This window comes from Bacillus sp. SIMBA_005 (genome assembly GCF_046535585.1).
Taxonomy (GTDB): Bacteria; Bacillota; Bacilli; order Bacillales; family Bacillaceae; genus Bacillus; species Bacillus pumilus.
Genome location: NZ_JAWRWI010000024.1, coordinates 1 through 1,589 on the forward strand (window position 1 = coordinate 1; position 1,589 = coordinate 1,589).

Annotated in this window: 1 protein-coding gene; it reads right to left on the reverse strand. The window is 54.1% G+C overall.

From position 1 onward, the window contains the following. Nucleotides 1-1,589 (reverse strand): hypothetical protein (locus SB660_RS18850; protein WP_410583731.1); only part of this gene is annotated, 1,589 nt, incomplete at both ends.

Genomic DNA, 1,589 nt, shown 5'->3' on the forward strand with positions numbered 1-1,589 from the left:
CCCGTTGGACCGGTAGTTCCGGTTACACCAGTTGGTCCAGTTGGACCAGTAGCTCCGGTCGCACCTGTTGCTCCCGTATCTCCCGTTGCACCAGTAACTCCAGTAGGACCAGTAGGACCGGTAGTTCCGGTTACACCAGTTGGTCCAGTAGCTCCGGTTGCACCAGTATCTCCAGTAGGACCAGTATCTCCAGTTACACCAGTAGGTCCAGTAGGACCGGTATCACCAGTTGCGCCAGTAGGACCGGTATCACCAGTTACACCAGTTACACCAGTTACACCAGTAGGACCGGTATCTCCAGTTGCACCAGTGGCACCAGTAGCACCAGTTGCGCCAGTTACACCAGTGGTTCCAGTAGGACCGGTAGTTCCGGTTACACCAGTGGCTCCAGTAGGACCAGTAGCTCCAGTTGCCCCAGTAACTCCAGTAGGACCAGTATCTCCAGTTGCACCAGTGGCACCAGTAGCACCAGTTGCGCCAGTTACACCAGTGGTTCCAGTAGGACCGGTATCTCCGGTTACACCAGTGGCTCCAGTAGGACCGGTATCTCCAGTTGCCCCAGTAACTCCAGTAGGACCAGTATCTCCGGTTACACCAGTAACTCCAGTAGGACCAGTATCTCCAGTTGCCCCAGTAGAACCTGTATCTCCAGTTACACCAGTAACTCCAGTAGGACCGGTATCACCAGTTACACCAGTGGCACCAGTATCTCCAGTTGCCCCAGTAACTCCAGTAGGACCAGTATCTCCGGTTACACCAGTAGCACCAGTTGCCCCAGTATCACCAGTAGGTCCCGTTGGACCTGTATCACCAGTTACACCAGTGGCTCCAGTAACTCCAGTAGGACCAGTATCTCCGGTTACACCAGTAACTCCAGTAGGACCGGTATCTCCGGTTACACCAGTAGCACCAGTAGGTCCCGTTGGACCTGTATCTCCAGTTGCGCCAGTTACACCAGTAGGACCAGTATCTCCAGTTGCCCCAGTAACTCCAGTAGGACCAGTATCTCCAGTTGCACCAGTGGCACCAGTAGCACCAGTTGCGCCAGTTACACCAGTGGTTCCAGTAGGACCGGTATCTCCGGTTACACCAGTGGCTCCAGTAGGACCAGTATCTCCAGTTGCCCCAGTAACTCCAGTAGGACCAGTATCTCCGGTTACACCAGTAACTCCAGTAGGACCGGTATCTCCGGTTACACCAGTAGCACCAGTAGGACCAGTATCTCCAGTTACACCAGTAGGTCCCGTTGGACCTGTATCACCAGTTGCGCCAGTTACACCAGTAGGACCGGTATCTCCAGTTGCACCAGTAACTCCAGTAGGACCGGTATCACCAGTTACACCAGTGGCACCAGTAGGACCGGTATCTCCAGTTGCCCCAGTAACTCCAGTAGGACCAGTATCTCCAGTTACACCAGTAACTCCAGTAGGACCGGTATCTCCAGTTACACCAGTAACTCCAGTAGGACCAGTATCTCCAGTTGCCCCAGTAGAACCTGTATCTCCAGTTGCGCCAGTAACTCCAGTAGGACCGGTATCACCAGTTACACCAGTGGCACCAGTATCTCCAGTTGCCCCAGTAACTCCAGT